The following is a 19,477-nucleotide window of genomic DNA, read 5'->3' as shown; positions in this document are numbered from 1 at the left end:
GAAGTGAGAACCTCCTGACGTCCCGCGCCTGAGGCGCCGTCGATGTGAGTGAGGACCCTTCGGTCGCTGCGCTGCCCGGTCAGGCACCTGGGCGCTCCGGCGCCACTCACGACGGAGATCGCCCGGCGGGAAACCGCTCCTCGTGGAGCGCCCGGAAAGGCGGTTCCCCATGCCAACGATCACTCTCACCCCGCTGCGCGCCGACGGCGTCTCTGTCACCTACGGCGAGCGTCGCGTGCTCACCGACGTCTCGCTCACGGTCGGTCCCGGCGCCCGGCTCGGCCTCATCGGCGAGAACGGTGCGGGCAAGTCCACTCTGCTGCGTGTCCTGGCCGGTGCCGAGACGCCGGACTCCGGCGCGCTGACCCGGCCGGAGCGGACCGGCTTCCTCTGGCAGGAGGTGCGGTTCGAGCCGGGCGACACGCTCGCGGTGCTGATCGAGCACGCGCTCGCCGATGTCCGTGCGATCGAGCGCGAACTCGAGGAGGCGGCCTCTGCGCTCGGCTCCGGCGACCCGGTCTCCGATGCGCGTTACGACGCCGCCCTCGCGGCGGCCGAACGCGCCGAGATCTGGAGCGTCGAGGCGCGCCGGGACGAGTTGCTCAACGGACTCGGGGTCGGTGACATCCCGCTGTCGCGGAGGCTGAGCGAGGTCTCCGGCGGTCAACGCAGCCGGTTCGCTCTCGCCGCGCTGCTCCTCGCCCGCCCGGAGGCCCTGCTGCTCGACGAGCCGACGAACCACCTGGACGACGAGGCGGCGGCCTTCCTGGAGCGACAGCTGCGGGGATGGGCGGGGCCGGTCGTATTCGCCAGCCACGACCGCGCGTTCCTCGATGCGGTGGCCACCAGCCTGCTCGACCTCGACCCCGCGCGCTCGGGCACCACGGTCTTCGGCGGAGGGTACAGCGCGTATCTGGCCGAGAAGGAGGCGGAACGGGCGCGATGGGAGAAGCAGTACGCCGATGAGCAGCACGAGCTCAAGGAGCTCGAGCATGCCGTTGACGTTACTGCCCGGTCCATCGCCTGGTCGGGGAAAGTGCGCGACAACGACAAGTTCGTGAAGTCGGTCAAGGGCAACGCGCTCGATCGCCAGATCAGCCGGCGCATCCGCAACGCGGACGGGCGGCTGCAGGAGCTGCGCGCCGGCCAGGTGCGGAAGCCGCCTGCGCGTCTGGGCTTCGCGGGCATCCCGTCGGGGTTCCAGGTGCTCGGCGACGGTTCGGAGCTGCTGGTCCAGGCACGCGGGGTGCACATCCCGGGCCGTCTCCGGGTCGAGGAGTTCGTCGTCGCGCCCGCGAGCCGCATCCTGGTGACGGGGGCGAACGGAGCGGGCAAGTCGACCCTGCTGTCGGTGCTCGCCGGCCGCCTCGAGCCGGCGAGCGGTGCCGTGCAGCGACGGCGCGGTCTCCGCGTCGGATTGCTGGAGCAGGATGTGCGGTTCGCCGATCCTGCGCTCTCACCGCGCCGGATCTACGAGTCGGCGGTGGGGGAGCGGCGGTCGGAAGCGGTGCCGCTCACCTCGCTCGGGCTCATCGCCCCGCGCGACGCCGATCGGGCGGTGGGCACACTGTCCGTCGGTCAGCAGCGGCGACTCGCGCTGGCTCTGATCCTCGCCCGTCCGCCGCACGTGTTCCTGCTCGACGAGCCGACCAACCACCTCTCGCTGACGCTCGCGTCGGAGCTGGAGGACGCACTGGGCGCCTATCCGGGCGCAGTCGTGGTGGCGAGCCACGACCGCTGGCTCCGCTCGGGCTGGAGAGGAGAGACGGTGCATCTTGCTTAAGATTCGAACATATGTTCGAATAGAGACATGCGCTGGAGTGGTCAGGAGTTGTCGGTCGATGAGCCGTCCGCCCTGCCCGGGCTTGCGCGGCTGAACAACCTGGTGCGCTCGGTGCGCACTCCCGACTTCGCCGGCATCACGTTCCACGAGGTGCTGGCGAAGTCGGCGCTCAACCGCATCCCGGGTGGTGGAGGGCCGATGCCGTTCGGGTGGACGATCAATCCGTACCGCGGGTGCTCGCACGCCTGCGTGTACTGCTTCGCCCGGCCGACGCACACCTACCTCGACCTCGACTCGGGCAAAGACTTCGACAACGAGATCATCGTCAAGGTGAACGTGGCCGAGGTGCTGCGTAAAGAGCTCGCCAAGCCCAGCTGGGGTCATCATCCGGTGGCTCTCGGCACCAACACCGATCCGTACCAGCGGGCGGAGGGGCGATACGGACTGATGCCCGGGATCATCGACGCGCTCGCCGACTCGGGCACGCCGTTCAGCATCCTCACGAAGGGATCCCTGCTGCGGCGCGATCTCGACCGACTGGTCGAGGCGAACAAGCGGGTGCCCGTCGATCTCGCCATGTCGATCGCGGTCTACGACGACGAGCTGCAGCAGTCGATCGAGCCCGGCACTCCGACGACCAAGGCCCGCCTCGCCACGGTCACCGCGGTGCGCGAGCACGGCCTCGACTGCTCCGTGTTCCTGATGCCGATCATCCCGTACCTGACAGACACCCGGGCCCATCTCGACGAGGCGCTGCGGCAGGCGAAGGAGGCAGGCGCCACCTCCGTGCTCTATTCGGCGCTGCATCTGAAGCCGGGCGTCAAGGAGTGGTTCTACCTCTGGCTCGGGCGGGAGCATCCCGAGCTGTTGCCGCAGTATCGCCGCATGTACGGGCGCGGCACCTACGCGCCGCAGGAGTACCGCCGGTGGCTGGCCGGGCGCATCAAGCCCCTGATCCGAGCGCACGGTCTGGAGCGCGGCCGCGAAGACCCGATGACCGGCGGGGTCCGCTCCAGTGCGCTCGGGATGCTGCGCGACGACGAGGGGGAGCGCCAGTTGGTGGGGTCCGCTGTGCGTGCGGCGGGGTCCGCGGCGGGGTCGGCGGGATCCGCTGCGTCGCAGGGGGAGGCGCCGGACGCGGCGTCGATCGTGAGCGCCTCCCTGACGGGCTTGGGGGTGCAGCCGACCCTGTTCTGAGGGTGGTCCTCTCGCAGCCAACTCCACAGAGACATCTACGCCAGCCATGTCCGGGCGATCGGGGTACGAGCGACCGGGGTACACAGAGTCCGCGTCGGATGCCATAATCCGGGAGGGACCGATGAGTGCTCGGATCCGGAAGGGACGACGACGTGTCGCTCGGTCTGCCCAGCCATCTGGCACGACCTGCGAACTCGCGCGCCCTCGCAACGGCTGCCCGCTGGGCCGGCCTGATCTGCCTCGCCGCCGCCGTCGTGAACGTCGGCAGCGCCAGTCTGGCCGACGGCAACGTGACCTCCTGGGTGACATTGCTCGTGCTGGTGCCGATGGTCGCCCTCCTGCTGGCGCTGGCGCGCGGGCGCACCGCGGGGCTCACGATCGCGTACCTGCTCGTCGGCACCGTGTGCACGTACTTCTACGTCGTCGCCCTGTTCACCAGCACGCCGGCGTACCGCGACACCAACCTCTTCGTGGTGGCTCTGCCTGTGGTCGCGATGACGTTAGTCGGCGGGACGGGTACGGGGGCGCTCGCCGGGATCCTCTGGGCGACTCTCGGCTTCGCCCTCGCGGAGGCGGCCGTGATCTTCGGTGCTGCGACGACCGAGCGCGCCTACATCCCCGACGCCATCTCGCTCGGGGCGTACCTGCTGCTGGTCGGCGTGCTGACGTTCGACGGGCTGACCCGCGGAACCCGGTCCCGCGCGCAAGCGGCCCTGCATCGCGCCGTGCGCGACGCCCGGCTGGTCGACCTCCGCCGAGAGCTGCTGGCCGCATCCACCGCCGACCTTCACGACACGGTTCTCAGTGAGCTGGTGGCCGTCGCCGGTGCTCAGCCCGGCCCTCTGGACGAGCGTCTCGCGCGCCGTATCGACGCCGACCTTCGCGGTCTCGCCGCTGGCGTGCCGGCAGCGGAAGGCGGCGGGGCCGAGGTGGCCGGGGTTGCCCGGGTCGCCGGGGTCGGGCTTCCCGATGCGGATCCCTGGTACGACAGCGAACTCCACCGCGCCATCGAGGCGGCTCGCGACGAGGGGCTCACGGTCGACATCTCGGGAGACCGCACGGCGTACACCACCCTCGGTGACGAGGCCCGTCGTGCCCTGGGGCTGGCGGTCCGGCAATGCCTCGTGAACGTCGTCCGGCATTCCGGCAGCCCGAGTGCCGAAGTGGCCCTGTCGGCGGGCGGCGGGTCCCTCTCCGTCATGGTGGTGGATGGCGGCAGCGGCTTCCCGGCGTCGGCCCCCGCAGCCGATCGCCTGGGGCTCCGCCAGTCCGTCGGCGACCGGATCGCCCGCGTGGGCGGCACGGTCGACATCTACTCGAGCGCCGACGTGGGTACGACCGTCATCCTGACCGTTCCGACCGGGCCGGAAGCAGCCGTCTCCGAGGGGCGCGCCGGATGACCGCACTGAACCCCCGCACGATCATCGGGGCCCGATCGGTGACGCTCGAGCGGACGCCCCAGCGGCTCGACCCGCTCGGAGCCCAGTCGGCGTGGCCGCTCGTGCCCCTGCTCGGGGCCGTTGCGCTGGCGTACGCCGTGTACTCCACGATCATCCACGCAGGCCAGCTGCGGAACACCTCCCTCGCGATCGTCGCCATCGGCGTCCTCCTCCTCGCCGTCGTGATCGCCGCCATCCGCACCCATCCCGGGTTCGCCCCGTTCGGGCGCTGGTCCCATTTCTCGGTCGTCGCGTTCGCCGTCACCGCCGCAGCGCTGTTCGACTCGGCCGTGTGGGGCCGCAACGAACGCATCCAAGACGACTGGGGGCAGATCGCCGTCGCCCTCCTGCTCGTCGCGATGCCGCTCTATCGCCCGATCGGCGAGGTCGCCGGCTCGGCGCTCGTCGCCGCGATCGTCCTCGGCGGATTGGCCGCGGTCCAGCACTCGCTCGTCATCGCGAACGACCCCCTGGTGTACGCCACGGTGGCGGCGACGCCGATCCTCGCCCTGGCCGCCGGAGGTGCCGGATACGCCTGGACGTTGACGGGGGAGACGTTGCGCTGGCGGGAGGTCGCGCGGGAGGGTCAGTTCCGGTTGGAGTCCGAGCTCCGCCAGGCGGCCGAGCGTATGATCGCTCAGGAGCGCATGACCGCGTTGAACGCGGAGGCAGTGCCATTCCTCACGGCCGTCGCCCATCGCGGCGCCGTGACCGACGAGGACACCCTGCGCGCCCGCGCCATCGCCGAACGCCTCCGAGGGATGTCGGTGCGCGCCATCTCGCGCACCTGGCTGGAGGACACCCTCGAGCTCGCCCTCGCCCCTCGACTGGTGGAGGCGCCCATCGCGCCCGTCGACGAGGAGACCGGCCCGCGGGTCGACGACCCTCACCTCCTCGAGCGTGTGCTGACCGCCGACCAGCGCGCCATCGTCGGAGCCCTCATCGCCACCGTGGCCGCTCGCCCCGGCCTCGACGCCCGCTCCGTCCTCCTCGAAGCAAGCGACCCCGAGAAGCCGTCGTTCGCACTGCATGCGAAGATCGCAGAGCCCCGCGCAGAGCTGCGTCGCGAGCTCCTTCCGTTCGTCAGCTCCCTCAACTCCGTCGCAATGCGCGCCACGATGCGGTTGCGCGGTGGCGACGTCACCATCCGATTCGCCTACCCCCACGGCGGATTCCCCGACAGCGAAGGCAGAAGACGATGAGAACCATGCGTCCGGACGACCCCGGAGCGCCGGCGACCTCGGCCGCCGGACGATCCACGGAGCCACCGATCCGTCTGGCGATCCTGGACGACCACGAGATCCTGCTCGACAGCCTGGCGTCGTGGATCGAGAAGAACGCCCCCGAGTTCGACCTCGTCGTCCGCGCCGGCAGCTGGCTGGAGCTGGTGCACAGCGACGCCTTCCCGACCGACCTCGTCATCATGGACCTGCAACTGAAGGAGTCGGTATCCATCGGCGCCCGGGTCCGCACCTGCCGTGCTGCGGGCGCGAAGGTCGTCGTCCTCAGCGCCGTCGACACACCGGAGGACCGGGATGCGGCGCTCGCCGCCGGAGCCGTCGCCTACGTCACCAAGTCGCAGCCGATGACCGAGCTGGTCGCCGCAGCGCTGTCGGCGTCCGGACGCGGTGTCGGCCGGACCGCCGCACCGACGGCCTGGCGCCCGAAGCCCCTCATCCCCGAGTCCGCCCGGCCGCGGCTGAGCGACGGCGAGCGTCAGGCCCTCGTCCTCTACGCCGACGGGCGGACCACGTCCGAGGTGGCGCGCGCCATGAACGTGCAGTACGAGACGGCCAAGACCTACCTGCGGCGGGTGCGCGAGAAGTACGGCAAGGCCGGACGGCCGACGAGCTCCCGCGCCGACCTGATCCGCCGGGCTGCGGAGGACGGATACCTCACCTGACGCGCCATCGGGCTTCCGTCATCCGTGCCGCATAGGATCGGTGCGTGGCAAAACTGTATTTCCGCTACGGAGCGATGAACAGCGGCAAGAGCACGGCCATGCTTCAGGCCGCCTACAACTACGAGGAGCGCGGCCACCGCGTCCTGCTCACGAAGCCGTCGATCGACACGAAGGGCGACCTGGGCATCCTCTCCCGCCTGGGCGTCACCCGGGAGGTCGACTTCCTCATCGCGCCCGAGACAGACGCGTACGGCGCCTTCCAGCGGCACCGCGAACGCACCATCAAGCGTTTCGACACCGACGTCAGCGCGCTCCTGGTGGATGAGGCCCAGTTCTTGACCGAGGCGCAGGTCGACGACCTCCTGCGCATCGCGCTGCTCGACAACGTCCCGGTGCTCGCGTACGGCATCCGCACCGACTTCCAGACCGTCGCGTTCCCGGGGAGCCGCCGGCTGCTCGAGGTCGCGCACAGCCTGGAAGAGCTGAAGACGATCTGCCGCTGCGGGCGCAAGGCGATCTTCAACGCCCGCAAGATCGACGGGGTGTTCGTCTTCGACGGCGACCAGGTCGCGATCGACGGTGCATCGGTGTCGTACGAGTCCCTCTGCGGGAACTGCTACCTTCAGGAAAGTCGAGGGGTGCTCAACAACGGCCGGCGGCATTGGCCGGTCGAGGCGGCTCCCGCCTACGTCGACGAGCCCGACCCCGACTTCACCTGATCCGCACCACGCCCGAAGGCGACCTCACCCGAAGGAACTGCACACCATGAGAATCTCCGTGATCGGCTGCGGCTACCTCGGAGCGGTCCACGCCGCGTCGATGGCCCACCTGGGCCACGACGTCGTCGGTATCGATGTCGACGAGGCCAAGATCGCCCTCCTCTCCGCCGGTCGTCCGCCGTTCTTCGAACCCGGGCTGCCGGAGGTGCTCGAGTCGGCCGCGCCGTCCGGGCGGCTGCGCTTCACCACGGATTTCTCCGCCGTGTCCGAGGCCGACGTCCACTTCGTCGCCGTCGGCACGCCCCAGGTGGCCGACGGGGATGCGGCGGACATGCGCTTCGTCGACGCCGCATTCGCTTCCCTCCTGGAGCACGTGAAGCCCGGCGATCTCATCGTCGGCAAGAGCACCGTCCCGGTCGGGACCGCCGCGCGTCTGGCGGAGCTGGTCGCGCAGGCGCAGCCGGAGGTCACACTCGCCTGGAACCCCGAGTTCCTCCGCGAGGGATTCGCGGTGAGCGACACCGTGAGCCCCGACCGCCTCGTGTACGGCGTTCCCGAGGGCGAGTCGGGGGAGCGCGCCGCAGGCCTGCTCGACGAGGTCTACGCGTCGGCGGTCGCCGCGGGCACACCGGTCATCGTGACCGACTACGCGACCTCCGAGCTCGTCAAGGTCTCGGCGAACGCCTTCCTCGCCACGAAGATCTCGTTCATCAATGCGATGGCCGAGATCGCCGAAGTGACCGGCGCGGATGTGACCAAGCTGGCGGACGCGATCGGGCACGACGCGCGCATCGGACGCCGCTTCCTCAACGCGGGAGTCGGGTTCGGCGGCGGCTGCCTCCCGAAGGACATCCGCGCATTCAGCGCCAGGGCCCGCGAGCTCGGCAAGGGCGACGCTGTCCGGTTCCTCGACGAGGTCGATCAGATCAACCTGCGCCGCCGGACGCGTGTCGTCGAACTGGTGCGCGAGGAGGCCGGTGGACTGGCCGGCGTGCGCGTCGGTGTGCTGGGACTCGCGTTCAAGCCGCACTCGGACGACATCCGCGACTCCCCGGCGCTGGACATCGCGATGCGACTCGCCGACGCGGGGGCGATCGTCACCGCGACCGACCCTCAGGCCGTCGAGAACGCGCGACGTCGTGCGCCCCAACTGCGCTTCGCCGAGACGGCGGAGGACGCGGTCCGGGATGCGGACGTCGTTGTCCTGATCACGGAGTGGCCGGAGTTCACGAGCCTGGACCCGGCAGCGGTCGGCGAGCTCGTGGCGCATCGCACGGTGATCGATGGACGCAATGCGCTCGACCCGGCGGCATGGCGCGGAGCAGGGTGGACGTATCGCGGTTTGGGTCGCTGAGCGGCCTCCCCAGAACTCGCCCCATTTGGGGGCCGCCAAAAAAGTGAGGATTTGTTAGATTTGTCGCATGGCGACAGGTCTCACGGAGCCGGACGCGCCGCCGCGTCCCGCGGTTGGGCCGTCGGTCGCGCCGCGAAGACGTCGCAGGCTGCGGCATCCCGTCCTCGTCGGCATCCTCGTCGGGCTGGGCGCCATCCTGCTTTTCACCATCGTGTGGATCGGCGTCCGCGGCTTCCTGGCCCAGCGCGCGCTCACTGACGCCATCCCGGCAGCCGAGCAGGTGAAGACCGCGATCGCGACGGGGGACCTCGCCGCCGCGGGTCGCGCCGCCGACTCGCTCAGCCGGAAGACTCACGAGGCCGCGGCGCTCACCTCGGATCCGGTCTGGGTCACCGTCGAAGCCATCCCGTGGCTGGGGCCGAACCTCGCGGCGGTCCGCACTGCTGCGGCCGCATCCGACGATGTGGCCTCGCGGGTCGTGCGGCCGCTGGTCGCCGCCGGCACCGGCGTGGACCTCCGCGCTCTGGCCATCACGGATGGCCGGATCGACCTCGCACCCATCACGGCGGCGCAGCCCGCGGTCGCGAAGGCCCGGTCGGCCTTCACCGACGCTCGCGCGAGCGTCGCGACCATCGAGACCGGCGCTCTCGTGAGTCCGGTCGCGTCGGGAGTCGATCGGCTGCACGATGTGCTCGACAAGGCGGCTCCGGAGATGGATGCGCTGGGCAACGCCGTCCGCCTGCTTCCTTCGATGCTGGGCGCCGACGGTCCGCGCGACTACCTGCTGGCCGCGCAGAACCCGGCCGAGCTCCGCGCGACGGGCGGTCTGATCGGCGCGGTCGCCCTCGTCCATGCCGACAACGGCGCTGTCACGCTGCAGCGCCAGGAGGCCGGCACCTCCATCGGTCCGTGGAAGACCCCGGTCGCCGACGTGCCGCTCAATACGGAGGGCCTCTACGGACCGCTCGTCGGCCGCTACCTCCAGGATGCCAATCTCACTCCGGACTTCCCGCTCGCGGCGGCGACCGCCTCGCGGATGTGGACGACGACTTACGGCGGCACCGTCGACGGCGTGATCGCCGTCGACCCGGTCGTCCTCAGCGGCCTCCTCAAGGCGACGGGCCCGGTGACGCTGCCGACCGGCGATCGGCTCACCTCCGCCAATGCCGTGAAGATGCTTTTGAGCGACGTCTATCAGCGCTACGAGGATCCGGCGCAGCAGGACGCCTTCTTCGCGTCCGCCGCGAGTGCCGTGTTCGACCGGATGTCGTCCGGGAACGTGGATGCGAAGAAGCTGCTGACCGCGCTGGCGGACGCCGGTGAGTCGCGCCGTGTGCTGATCTGGACCACGCACACCGAGGACCAGAAGGTGCTCGCGGGCACGACGCTCGCCGGGGGCCTTCCCGCGTCCGATCTGTCGACCGCGGGCATCGGCGTGTACTTCAACGACGCGACCGGCGCCAAGATGGACTACTACCTCCGCACCTCGGTCGCTGCCGGATCCGCCGTGTGCCGCGCGGACGGCAAACCGTCGACGGTCGTCACCGTGACATTGACCAACCGGGCCCCCGCAGACGCCGGGACGACCCTGCCTCGTTACGTGACCGGCGGCGGCACGTACGGCGTGACTCCCGGCAACATCCGCACGCGGGTGGCCGTCTACGGGCCGACGGGAGGACTCCTGGCCGCGACATTGAGCGGCGGGGAGAACTACACCACCGTTGCGGGCGTCGATCGCTCGCGGCCGGTCAGTCTGTACACGGTCGAACTGGCTCCCGGGGAGTCGAAGACCGTCACCGTGCAGTTCCTGAACGACCAGCAGACGTCGTCGGACCTCAGCGTCGTGACCACGCCGACGCTTCCGGGGGACGGTACGACCCCCGATGTGGGGGCACGCAACGCCGTCGCGCCCATTGTCGTACAGTGCTCGTCCGTCGTAAAGTGAGTATTACTCAATTAACCCGACCGTGAGCCGGGCCCCAACAGAAAGGCGGCCGATGTTCAAGAAGATTCTGGCGGCTATCGCCGTGACCGCGGGGCTGCTGCTTGCGGCTCCGGCCGCGGCGAACGCCGTCAACTACACCGACGGCGCCCAGTGCAAGTTCGATGTCAGCGTCGCAGAGGCGGGCGGCACGGCCACCCTCATCTGCATCCCGGGCACGTGGTCGCCCGGTGAGGCGATCAACTGGACCGTGACCGGCCAGGACGGCGCGGGCTTCAAGCTCGCCTCGCTCCGCACCGCCGACAGCAGTCTTTCGTTCGTGAAGCACGCGAACGCGGACGGCAGCGACGTCCTCACCGTGACGCTCCCCGCGAGCGCCTCGGGCACCTACAGCGTCGTCGGACACGGACAGAGCAGCGGTCACGAGTGCCCCGCCTCCCTGACCGTCCTGCCGGCCGACCAGGCGAGCACCGTCCTCGACCCGGGCAGTAGCGACGGACTGGCCCACACCGGTTCCGTCGTCGCCACCTGGGCGGCATGGATGGGCGGCTCGCTCGTCATCCTCGGACTGATCGCCCTGGCGATCGTCGGCTGGGTGCGCAAGCTCAAGGCGTCCTGACAATCCCTACCCGGTGATTCCCGGTCGGCCTCGCGCCGACCGGGAATCGCTGTGTCCGGGGCTGCGTTGCACCTGGGGTGAGCAGCATCCCCCTCAACGTCCTCGACCTCGCCAGCCGCCCCGCCGGGGGCACCAACGCCGATGCCGTCGCCGGCACCATCCAGCTCGCGCAAGCGGCCGAGCGGCTGGGATACGAGAGGTTCTGGGTCGCAGAGCACCACGGCATGCCCGCCATCGCGTCGAGCGCTCCGGCTGTTCTCATCGCCGGAGTCGCGGCAGCGACCGAGCGCATCCGGGTCGGCAGCGGCGGCGTGATGCTCCCCAACCACGCGCCGCTGGTCGTGGCGGAGCAGTTCGGCACCCTGCGCGCCCTGTACGGCGACCGCATCGACCTCGGCATCGGCCGCGCGCCGGGAACTGACGGCGCCACAGCGATGGCTCTGCGCCGGAGTCCCGAGGGACTCGGCGTCGAGGACTTCCCCCAGCAGCTCCTCGACCTGTACGGCTTCTTCTACGGCGGCATGAGCGACGCCAACCCTCTGCACGGCATCACCGCCATCCCCGGCCTCGGCGACGCGCCTCAGATCTGGCTGCTGGGCTCGAGCGGCTACAGCGCCCAGGTGGCCGCCGCCCTCGGCATCCCGTTCGCGTTCGCCCATCACTTCGCAGGCGAGAACACCGAGGCCGCGCTCAACCTGTACCGCTCGCGATTCGAGCCGAGTGACACCCTCGCCGAGCCGCACACGATGATCGCGGTCAATGTCATCGCGGACGAGGACCCGCAGACCGTGCGCGCCCTGTCCCTTCCCGGCCAGCTGTCCTTCCTGCGGATGCGTCAGGGACAGAAGCCCGAGCCGGTCAGCGTGGAGGAGGCGCTCGCCCACGAGTTCACCCCGCTGGAGGAGGAGTTCATCGCTGCCCGCAACGCCCGTCAGGCGATCGGGACGCCCGACGAGGTGAAGGCGCGACTCGAGGCGCTGCTGGCCTCCACCCAGGTGGACGAGCTGATGGTCTCGTCCGGCGCCGCGACGCTGGAGGGGCGCATCCGCTCGCTGGAGATCGTCCGGGAGCTGTACCCCGCAGCATGACGGACCGTGACGCCGCCCCGAGCGATGCGGGGCGGCTCCGGGTACCGTTGGGCGAAATCCCGGTCCCCAGCCAGAAGGCGGTTCCCACATGTCGCATCCACTCAACGTGGTCGGAGTGAGCGGAAGCCCGACCCACCCGTCGCGCACCACCGTGCTCGTGGACGAGGTCACGCGCGCCTATGCCGAGGCGTCCGGGGGCATCGCCCGCACCATCCGGCTGGCGCCTCTGCTGCCGGAGCTCGGCGCCGGTCCCTTCCGGAGCAGTCTCAGCCCGACGGTCACCGAGGCCCTGGAGGCGGTCGAGAACGCGGACATCCTCGTGGTCGGGTCACCCGCCTACCGCGCCACGTACACAGGCCTGTTCAAGCTGTTCTTCGACCACGTCGGCCAGTACGCCCTGGTCGACAAGCCGGTCGTCCTGACGGCGACGGGAGGCAGCGATCGGCACGCGCTGCTGGTCGAGCACCAGATGCGTCCGCTGTTCGGGTTCTTCCAGTCGCTGACCCTGCCCCTGGGCATCTACGCGGCCGAGAGCGACTTCGAGGACTACGAGATTCGCTCCCAGGACCTGCGGGATCGCATCGACACCGCTGTGGCGCGGACGTTGCCTCTGGTGCGTTCGGACGACTCCGTGTCGCGGCTCGGGGAGCCGGAGTTCGCCCGGCCGGACGCGTTTTAGGTCTACCGCTTCTCCACGGATCTCGCGCGGTGCGCCCCACCCGCTACCCCGAACGCCGGTCCTCGCTGGCGCTCGGAGCGGCGCCCGGGGCCCCTCGCGGGCGGGGACCCCAATAGACATCAGCGAGTAATGAAAAAGAGGAAGCCCCGGCTCGCATCGCGAGCCGGGGCTTCCTCTTTTTCATTACGTCGGGGTGACAGGATTTGAACCTGCGGCCTCTTCGTCCCGAACGAAGCGCGCTACCAAGCTGCGCCACACCCCGAAGGCCTCATCCAGGATACACGAGCGGGGGAGTGGTCATGACCACAGCACCCTGCTCGGCACCTCGCTTCACGGCGCGGGCGTCAGCGTGACCAGCGACGCCTCCGGGCGGCAGGCGAAGCGCACCGGCGCGAAGATCGACGTGCCGAGGCCCGCCGACACGTTGAGGTACGCCGAGCGGAAGGCATGGCGCCAGACGCTCAACCCCTTCACCTGTGCGCGTGGGATGTCGCAGTTCGTGACCAGCGCGCCGAACCCCGGAACGCAGACCTGACCGCCGTGCGTGTGGCCCGCGAAGATCATCGACGCACCGTAGGTGACGAAGGCGTCGAGGATGCGACGGTACGGCGAATGCGTGACACCGATGGTGACCGCCTGCCGCTGCTCGCTCGGGCCCTCATCCGGCCAGGCGTTGTCGTCCGAGAACGGGTCGTCCTCGCGCAGCTGGTCCAGAGCGCCGGGGATGGCCTCCACCCGGTCGAAACGGATGTGCGGGTCGTCGACACCGAAGAACTCGAGGTGCGTTCCCCGAACCTCCAGGCCGGCTGCGCGGTTGTCCAGGTCGGTCCAGCCCAGATCGTGGAAGTACGCTGTCAGGGCGGCCGTGTCGAGCCGCGGGGCGGTCGACGGGCGCTTCTTCGACGGGCCGAGGAAGTACTTCAGCGGGTTCTTCGCCTGCGGGCCGAAGTAGTCGTTGGATCCGTGCACGAAGACGCCCGGGATGCCGCGGAAGCCGTCGTAGGCGGCACGGACGCCCTCGAGGCCCCGGGCATGGCCGAGCACGTCTCCGGTCTCGACGATCAGGTCCGGCTTCAGCCGGGCGAGGGAGCGGATCCACTCCTGCTTGTCGCGCTGCCAGGGCGCCATGTGCAGGTCGGAGAGGTGGAGCACGCGGATCGGCTGCGCCCCGGCCGGAAGGACCGGCGCGCTCACCTCGCGCAGCGTGTACGCGCGACGCTCCACCAGCGACCCATAGGCGAACGCGGCGGCGCCCGCCCCGGCGAGGAACGCCAGGGAGGACGCCGCCGGTCGGAGGACTCCGCGCGCCACTATCCGCCCGTGCCCGGTGTCGGCTGGACGGCGGGTGCGGTCAGGGTCAGGGTCACCTGGGTTCCCGGCTTGGCAGGGGCATTGCCGGCGGGATCCTGAGCCTGAACGGTCGCGGTCGGACTGTTGCCGCCCGCGGTCTTCACCTTGAATCCGGCGGCAGTCAGCGTCGCGAGAGCGTCGCCGTACTTCTGGCCCACCACGTTCGGGACGGCTACGAGGGACCCGTTGCTGGTGAACAGGGTGATGGGCGTGCCCTTGCTGACCTGCGTACCGGCGGGCGGATCCGTTGCCGAGATCGTTCCGGCGGGGGCGACCGAGTCCTGCGGGCCGCCGTCGGCCGAGTCCAGTCCGAGACCCGTCAGGATCGCCTTCGCCTCGTCGGGCGTCTTACCCGTCAGGTCGGGAACTGCGACCTGGATGCCGCGCGTCAGCTTGTCGGGAGCCGCCGGGAAGTCGTCGCCGCCGTACTTGCCGACCGCCGCGGTCATCATGGTTCGCATGACGGCTGTTCGGGCGATCGCGGGCGTGGTTCCGTGCGTCGGGTAGATGCGGCGCATGTCCACATGGCCCGAGATGTTGCCCACCCAGTAGGCGCCGGCGACCTTCGTTGTCGACGCGACCAGCCAGAGCTGCTCGTTGCCGTCGGTGGTACCCGTCTTGCCGAGCATGTCCTTGCCGGTGCGGTTCATGCCTGCCGCGGTGCCGTTCTGGATCGGGCCCTGCAGGGCCTTCGCCATCGTGTTTGCGATGGCCGGGTCGACGGACTGCGCGCACTTCGTCGCGGGGGGCGGGACCGCCTTGCCGTTGCCATCGACGATCTTGTCGATCGCGATGGGGGAGCAGGTCATGCCGTTGTTCGCGATGCCCGCGAACGCCGTGGCCATGGTCAGGGGCGAGACCGTGTTAGTACCCAGGACCGAAGCCGGGTCGGAGTTCAACTCCCCACCGGTCGCGGTGTGGACTCCGAAGGCTTCCGCGTCCTTCTTGATCTCGCACAGGTCGAGCTGGCTCGCCATGGCGACGAAGGCGGTGTTGATTGAGTTGGTCGTCGCGTTCTGGGCGCTCCGGATACCCTCTTCGCCGCCTGAGTCGTTGGTGGGTTTCCAGGTGCCGCTCCAGTCACCTGTGCACGAGTTCTTGAACTTCGTGTAGGTGCGCACATTCGCGTTCACCGTCTCGTTCAGCGAGTGACCCTGCTTGAGCCATTCGGCAAGGGTGAACACCTTGTACGTCGATCCCACCTGGAAGCCGTTCGAGCCTCCGTAATTCTGATCGGTGGCGTAATTGACGGAGGTGAACTGCTTGCCCTGGTTCAGGACCTCGGGATCTTGGCTGTACGTCTTGTTCTGCGCCATGTAGAGGACGCGTCCGGTGCCGGGCTCGACTCCGACGAGCACACCGCCGATATTCGCTCTGTCGTACACCTGGGGCACGTAGGAGTTGATGGTCTCCTCGGCGACCTGCTGCAGCTGGAGGTCGAGGCTGGTGTAGATCTTGTAACCACCCCGGTTGAAGTTGGAGGCGCGCGTGTCCTCGTCGGCGCCGAAGGTGGGGTCGTTGAGGATGATCTTCTGGACGTAGTCGCAGAAATACGCGGACCCGCCCGCGGTCTGGCAGCCGCGCTCGGAGGGGGTGATCGCCGGCTGGATCGGGGTCTTGACCGCTTCCTCGTACTGCGCCTTCGTGAGGCGCTTGTACTGGTACATCTTCTGGAGGATGTAGTCGCGGCGCTCCTTGTTCTTCGCGTACCCGTTCGCAGCGCCGTTGGTCTCCGAACCGGGGTTGTCGATCTTCAGGCTGGTCGGCTCGTTCACGATCGCGATCAGGCTGGCCGCCTGCGCAGGTGTCAGCGCCGCCGCGGTGGTGTTGTAGTAGTAATGCGCTGCGGCCTCGATGCCGTAGACGGTGCCACCGAAGCCTGCGATGTTCAGGTACCCGACCAGGATCTGGTCCTTGGTGTACTTCTTCTCGATACCGATGGCGTACTTCATCTCCTTGACCTTTCGGTCGGGAGACACGCCCGTGGAGTCATCCACGCACTGCTGGTACTTGGCCTTCTGCTCCTTGGACTTCACCGGGAGCGCCTCGCACTTCTGCAGCAGCACGTTCTTCACGTACTGCTGGGTGATCGAGGATCCACCCTGCACACCGCCGCCGGCGACGGTGGATAGCACGCCGCGCACGGTGCCCTGGATGTCGACACCGCCATGCGTGTAGAACCGAGGGTCCTCACCGGCGATCGCGGCATCCTTCGCCGCCTGCGAGATCTGGTCGAAGGCGACCGGCAGGCGGTTCTGGGAGTAGAACGTGGCGAGCGGGACGTCCTGGTCGCCGTTCTTGGCATAGATGGTGGTCGGCTGGGCCAGCTGGTCGACGTTCAGGTACTCCGGGAGTCCCTCGAACACGCCGATACTGTTGTTGGCCGCCATCCCCGTCACAGCGATCGCAGGCGTGACGGCGGCGGTGACCAGAAGACCGGCCACAACACTCATGCCGATGAACGCACCGGCGGCGCCGAGCACACCTCTAGCCTGTGGTTTTTGCGCAGACATAGGATCAGAGTAGGTGATGAACCTGCAAAATCCCCCGATCCGAGGAGCACGATGCCGCGCTGGGAGTACCTGACAACCCCGCTGATGATCCACAACACCGCAGCGATCCTGAACAACTGGGGGTCGGAGGGCTGGGAACTGGTGCAGATCGTCACCGGCCCGGAGGGCGGACTGGTCGCCTACCTGAAGCGCCCCGTCACGGATAGGGAGCAGGCCTGATGGCGGACATCGAGGCGCGTCTCGCCCAGCTCGGGATCGACCTGCCGGACGTGGTCCCGCCGGTCGCGGCATACACGCCGGCGGTGCTCGACGGGCACCGCGTCTACACCTCGGGGCAGCTGCCGATGGTGGCGGGAGCTCTTCCGGCGACCGGCAAGGTCGGTGAGGGCGCCGGCCTCGTCCCGCCGGCCGATGCCAAGGAGTACGCGCGGATCTGCGCGTTGAACGCGCTTGCCGCCGCGAAGAGCGTCCTCGGGTCCCTCGATCGAGTGACCCGTGTGGTGAAGGTCGTCGGCTTCGTCTCCTCCGACCCCGCGTTCACCGGCCAGCCTGCGGTCATCAACGGGGCGTCCGAGGTGCTCGGCGAGATCTTCGGCGACGCCGGTGTCCACGCCCGCTCCGCCGTGGGCGTCGCCGTGCTGCCCCTCGATGCGCCGGTCGAGGTGGAGCTGATCCTCGCCGTCGACTGAGCGCGGATACGACGAAGGGGCGACACCGACCGGTGCCGCCCCTTCGTCGTCTCGGCTAGGAGAGCTTGGCCTGGATCGAACTCATCACCGCGGTGTCCGCCAGGGTGGTGGTGTCGCCGACCTCCCGGCCCTCGGCCACATCCCGCAGCAGGCGCCGCATGATCTTGCCCGATCGCGTCTTGGGCAGCTCCGTGACGATGAAGATGTCACGGGGACGCGCGATCGCACCGATCTGCTCGGCGACGTGCTTGCGCAGCTCGGCCGCGACATCCATCGCGCCGGCCTGCTCCAACTGGTTCTGCTTGATGATCACGAACGCGACGACGGCCTGTCCGGTCGTCTCGTCGTTCGCGCCGACGACTGCAGCCTCCGCCGTGAAGGGATGCGCGACCAGGGCGGACTCGATCTCCGCCGTCGACAGGCGGTGGCCCGAGACGTTCATGACGTCGTCCACCCGGCCCAGCAGCCAGATGTCGCCGTCCTTGTCGTACCGCGCGCCATCGCCGGCGAAGTACTTGTCGCCGAACTTCGACCAGTAGGTCTCCGTGAAGCGCTCCGGGTCTCCCCAGATGCCGCGCAGCATGCTCGGCCACGGTTCCGTGACGACCAGCAGGCCGCCCTGGTCCTTGCCGACGGGTGTGCCCGACTCGTCGAGGATGTCGATCGAGATGCCCGGCAGGGGCACCTGGGCGCTTCCCGGCTTCAGCGTCGTGACCCCCGGGAGGGCGGAGACCATGATCGCGCCGGTCTCGGTTTGCCACCAGGTGTCCACGATCGGGGTCGTGTCGCCGCCGATGACCTCGCGGTACCACATCCACGCTTCCGGGTTGATCGGCTCACCGACCGAGCCGAGGACGCGCAGGCTCGACAGGTCGAACTGCTGCGGGTGCTGGCGGCCCAGCTTCATGAACGAGCGGATCGCGGTCGGCGCGGTGTAGAAGATCGAGACCTTGTACTTCTCGATCAGCTCCCACCAGCGGCCGGGGTGCGGCGTCTCGGGCGTGCCCTCGTACATCACCTGGGTCGCGCCGTTCGCGAGCGGCCCGTAGACGACGTATGTGTGGCCGGTGATCCATCCCACGTCGGCGCTGCACCAGTACACGTCGGAATCGGGGTGGAGGTCGAAGACGAACTTGTGCGTGAACGAGGCCTGCGTCAGGTACCCGCCGGTGGTGTGCAGGATGCCCTTCGGCTTACCCGTCGTCCCGGACGTGTAGAGGATGAAGAGGGGCTGCTCGGCCGGGAACGCCTTCGCCACGTGATCGGCGTCGACAAGCGCGAGCTCGTCGTGCCACCACAGGTCGCGGCCCTCGGTCCAGGCCACCTCGTTCTCGCCGCGCTTGACCACGAGTACGTGCTCGACCGTGGTCGCGTCGCCGGTGAGCGCCGCATCCACCGCGTCCTTCAGGGGGAAGACGCGGCCCTTGCGCCAGCCGCCGTCCGCGGTGATGACGAGCTTCGCCTCGGCGTCGTCGATGCGCGAGCGGAGGCTCTCGGCGCTGAATCCGCCGAAGACGACGGAGTGCACCGCGCCGATCCGTGCGACGGCGAGCATCGCGATGACGGCCTCAGGGATCATCGGGAGGTAGATCGCCACGCGGTCGCCGGCGCGGATGCCCAGACTGGTGAGCAGGTTGGCCGCCTTCTTCACCTCGGCCGTCAGCTCGGCGTATGTGATCGTGCGGGTGTCGCCCGGTTCGCCCTCCCAGTGGATCGCGACACGGTCACCGTTGCCGGCAAGCACATGCCGGTCGAGGCAGTTGTAGGCGACGTTCAGCTCGCCGTCGTCGAACCACTTGGCGAAGGGAGGCTCGCTCCAGTCGAGCGTTCGCGTGAACGGCGTGTGCCAGTGCAGCAGCTCGCGAGCCTGGTCGGCCCAGAATCCCAGCCGGTCGGCGGCCGCGCGCTCGTACAGTCCCGCGTCGGCGATCGCGTTCGCGGCGAACTCGTCGCTCGGTGGGAACCGGCGGGCTTCATGCAGCAGGTTGTCGATTGTGTTGCTCATGGGGAGTCTTTTCGCTCCTTTGCGATGCGGTCGATACGGGTCGTGGCGCGACAATGCCTGACTCTACAACCTGCTCGAGCGACCGCCCCAGGAGACTTGCGTTTGCATCGATTCTGCGTAAACTGGACCCCGGCCGAATGTAAATTCGTGCGTGCGGCGCAATCGATTCCCCCCAATCCTGCGCCGCAGTGGCCGCA

General features: G+C 69.3%; 16 protein-coding genes and 1 tRNA gene. 13 read left to right on the top strand and 4 right to left on the bottom strand.

From position 1 onward, the window contains the following. The first annotated feature begins 169 nt into the window (after nucleotides 1–169). The 11 genes from H284_RS0105985 to msuE all read left to right on the top strand — a co-directional run bounded on the left by H284_RS0105985 (nucleotide 170) and on the right by msuE (nucleotide 12,723). A complete protein-coding gene (locus tag H284_RS0105985; protein ID WP_020075514.1) occupies nucleotides 170–1,783 on the top strand; it encodes an ABC-F family ATP-binding cassette domain-containing protein in 1,614 nt (537 codons plus the stop codon). A gap of 27 nt (nucleotides 1,784–1,810) precedes the next feature. After that, nucleotides 1,811–2,980 carry an Rv2578c family radical SAM protein gene (locus tag H284_RS0105980; RefSeq protein WP_020075513.1) on the top strand — a complete coding sequence of 390 codons (1,170 nt, stop codon included), beginning with the start codon at nucleotides 1,811–1,813 and terminating at the stop codon, nucleotides 2,978–2,980. A gap of 125 nt (nucleotides 2,981–3,105) precedes the next feature. Next, nucleotides 3,106–4,380, top strand: coding sequence for a sensor histidine kinase (locus tag H284_RS0105975; RefSeq protein WP_020075512.1), 1,275 nt, complete (start codon nucleotides 3,106–3,108; stop codon nucleotides 4,378–4,380). Then, the gene (locus H284_RS0105970; protein ID WP_020075511.1) at nucleotides 4,377–5,621 is read left to right on the top strand and encodes a hypothetical protein; all 1,245 of its coding nucleotides are present in this window, start codon (nucleotides 4,377–4,379) and stop codon (nucleotides 5,619–5,621) included. The genes H284_RS0105975 and H284_RS0105970 overlap by 4 nt, the downstream gene beginning before the upstream one ends. Next, a complete protein-coding gene (locus tag H284_RS0105965) occupies nucleotides 5,618–6,322 on the top strand; it encodes a response regulator transcription factor (protein ID WP_231371087.1) in 705 nt (234 codons plus the stop codon). The genes H284_RS0105970 and H284_RS0105965 overlap by 4 nt, the downstream gene beginning before the upstream one ends. 44 nt (nucleotides 6,323–6,366) lie before the next feature. Continuing rightward, complete coding sequence (locus H284_RS0105960; RefSeq protein ID WP_018189930.1) at nucleotides 6,367–7,041, top strand: thymidine kinase; 675 nt, start codon at nucleotides 6,367–6,369, stop codon at nucleotides 7,039–7,041. Nucleotides 7,042–7,087: 46 nt separating this feature from the next. Beyond that, the gene (locus H284_RS0105955) at nucleotides 7,088–8,395 is read left to right on the top strand and encodes a UDP-glucose dehydrogenase family protein (protein ID WP_020075510.1); all 1,308 of its coding nucleotides are present in this window, start codon (nucleotides 7,088–7,090) and stop codon (nucleotides 8,393–8,395) included. A gap of 67 nt (nucleotides 8,396–8,462) precedes the next feature. After that, nucleotides 8,463–10,340 (top strand): DUF4012 domain-containing protein, encoded by a 1,878-nt coding sequence (locus tag H284_RS0105950; RefSeq protein ID WP_020075509.1) that lies wholly within the window; start codon nucleotides 8,463–8,465, stop codon nucleotides 10,338–10,340. A gap of 52 nt (nucleotides 10,341–10,392) precedes the next feature. Continuing rightward, nucleotides 10,393–10,956, top strand: a complete 564-nt coding sequence (locus H284_RS0105945; RefSeq protein ID WP_018189933.1) for a hypothetical protein — start codon at nucleotides 10,393–10,395, stop codon at nucleotides 10,954–10,956. A gap of 77 nt (nucleotides 10,957–11,033) precedes the next feature. Then, nucleotides 11,034–12,044, top strand: coding sequence for an LLM class flavin-dependent oxidoreductase (locus tag H284_RS0105940; protein WP_020075508.1), 1,011 nt, complete (start codon nucleotides 11,034–11,036; stop codon nucleotides 12,042–12,044). An 88-nt stretch (nucleotides 12,045–12,132) separates the two neighbouring features. Next, the gene (msuE, locus tag H284_RS0105935; protein ID WP_020075507.1) at nucleotides 12,133–12,723 is read left to right on the top strand and encodes an FMN reductase; all 591 of its coding nucleotides are present in this window, start codon (nucleotides 12,133–12,135) and stop codon (nucleotides 12,721–12,723) included. A 188-nt stretch (nucleotides 12,724–12,911) separates the two neighbouring features. Here the strand turns inward: msuE and H284_RS0105930 are convergent. The 3 genes from H284_RS0105930 to H284_RS0105920 form a co-directional block, all read right to left on the bottom strand. After that, nucleotides 12,912–12,985: transfer RNA gene (locus H284_RS0105930), tRNA-Pro, on the bottom strand. 68 nt (nucleotides 12,986–13,053) lie between these two features. Then, entirely contained in the window at nucleotides 13,054–14,034 is a 981-nt protein-coding gene (locus H284_RS0105925; RefSeq protein WP_020075506.1) for a metallophosphoesterase, read from the bottom strand. Beyond that, entirely contained in the window at nucleotides 14,034–16,556 is a 2,523-nt protein-coding gene (locus H284_RS0105920; protein ID WP_020075505.1) for a transglycosylase domain-containing protein, read from the bottom strand. Before H284_RS0105920 ends, H284_RS0105925 begins: the two co-directional genes overlap by 1 nt. Nucleotides 16,557–16,637: 81 nt before the next feature. On the opposite strand from H284_RS0105920, the gene sp36 reads away from it, so the two are divergent. Continuing rightward, on the top strand, nucleotides 16,638–16,805 hold the full coding sequence (sp36, locus tag H284_RS20860; RefSeq protein ID WP_020075504.1) for a Sp36 family protein: 168 nt from the start codon (nucleotides 16,638–16,640) through the stop codon (nucleotides 16,803–16,805). Then, nucleotides 16,805–17,275 (top strand): RidA family protein, encoded by a 471-nt coding sequence (locus H284_RS0105910; RefSeq protein ID WP_020075503.1) that lies wholly within the window; start codon nucleotides 16,805–16,807, stop codon nucleotides 17,273–17,275. Before sp36 ends, H284_RS0105910 begins: the two co-directional genes overlap by 1 nt. 55 nt (nucleotides 17,276–17,330) lie before the next feature. Here H284_RS0105910 and acs read toward each other — a convergent pair whose 3' ends face one another. After that, the gene (acs, locus tag H284_RS0105905) at nucleotides 17,331–19,280 is read right to left on the bottom strand and encodes an acetate--CoA ligase (RefSeq protein WP_020075502.1); all 1,950 of its coding nucleotides are present in this window, start codon (nucleotides 19,278–19,280) and stop codon (nucleotides 17,331–17,333) included. Nucleotides 19,281–19,477: the final 197 nt, after the last annotated feature.

The sequence above is a fragment of the Cryocola sp. 340MFSha3.1 genome, assembly GCF_000383315.1.
Lineage (GTDB): Bacteria > Actinomycetota > Actinomycetes > Actinomycetales > Microbacteriaceae > Leifsonia.
Note: the sequence above shows the minus strand (reverse complement) of the source record. Positions and strands in the feature narration are given on the sequence as shown.